Raw genomic sequence first — 359 nt, forward strand, 5'->3', positions numbered from 1 at the left:
TGGATTCCGGCAATCCCTGCCGGAATGACGAGGGAGGGGTTGGCAGACTTCAGCATTTAGAATTTATCCACTACCTCTATTCCATAGGCTATTTTCGGGATTTCGCTGCTTTCTTTGCCCGTAACCTATCCAAACACAAGTTGAAATCAATGTTCGAGGGGATGAAAGTAGGCCGTTGCCGATTCGCTATGCGTTTGGAGTATTCTGCTCGTTTTTTTCGTATCTCATCCAGGCATGTGGCAAAGAGCATATTGCTTTCCTCGAAGCCCGCAATAGGATAGCTGTGGGGTCCCGGATGATTGCATAGGAACTAAAGTTGGGTCATTGTTGCGTGCCCGAGAGGTTATGGAACTACTGGT

The 359-nt window shown here is 47.9% G+C and carries 1 protein-coding gene; it reads left to right on the plus strand.

The genetic code is table 11. The features are described from left to right. The coding region (locus BQ17_RS22950; protein ID WP_218068348.1) for a hypothetical protein at window positions 1-281 on the plus strand (281 nt) is incomplete at its 5' end. Window positions 282-359: the final 78 nt, after the last annotated feature.

Source organism: Candidatus Thiosymbion oneisti, from assembly GCF_900092655.1.
GTDB classification, from domain to species: Bacteria; Pseudomonadota; Gammaproteobacteria; order Chromatiales; family Chromatiaceae; genus Thiosymbion; species Thiosymbion oneisti.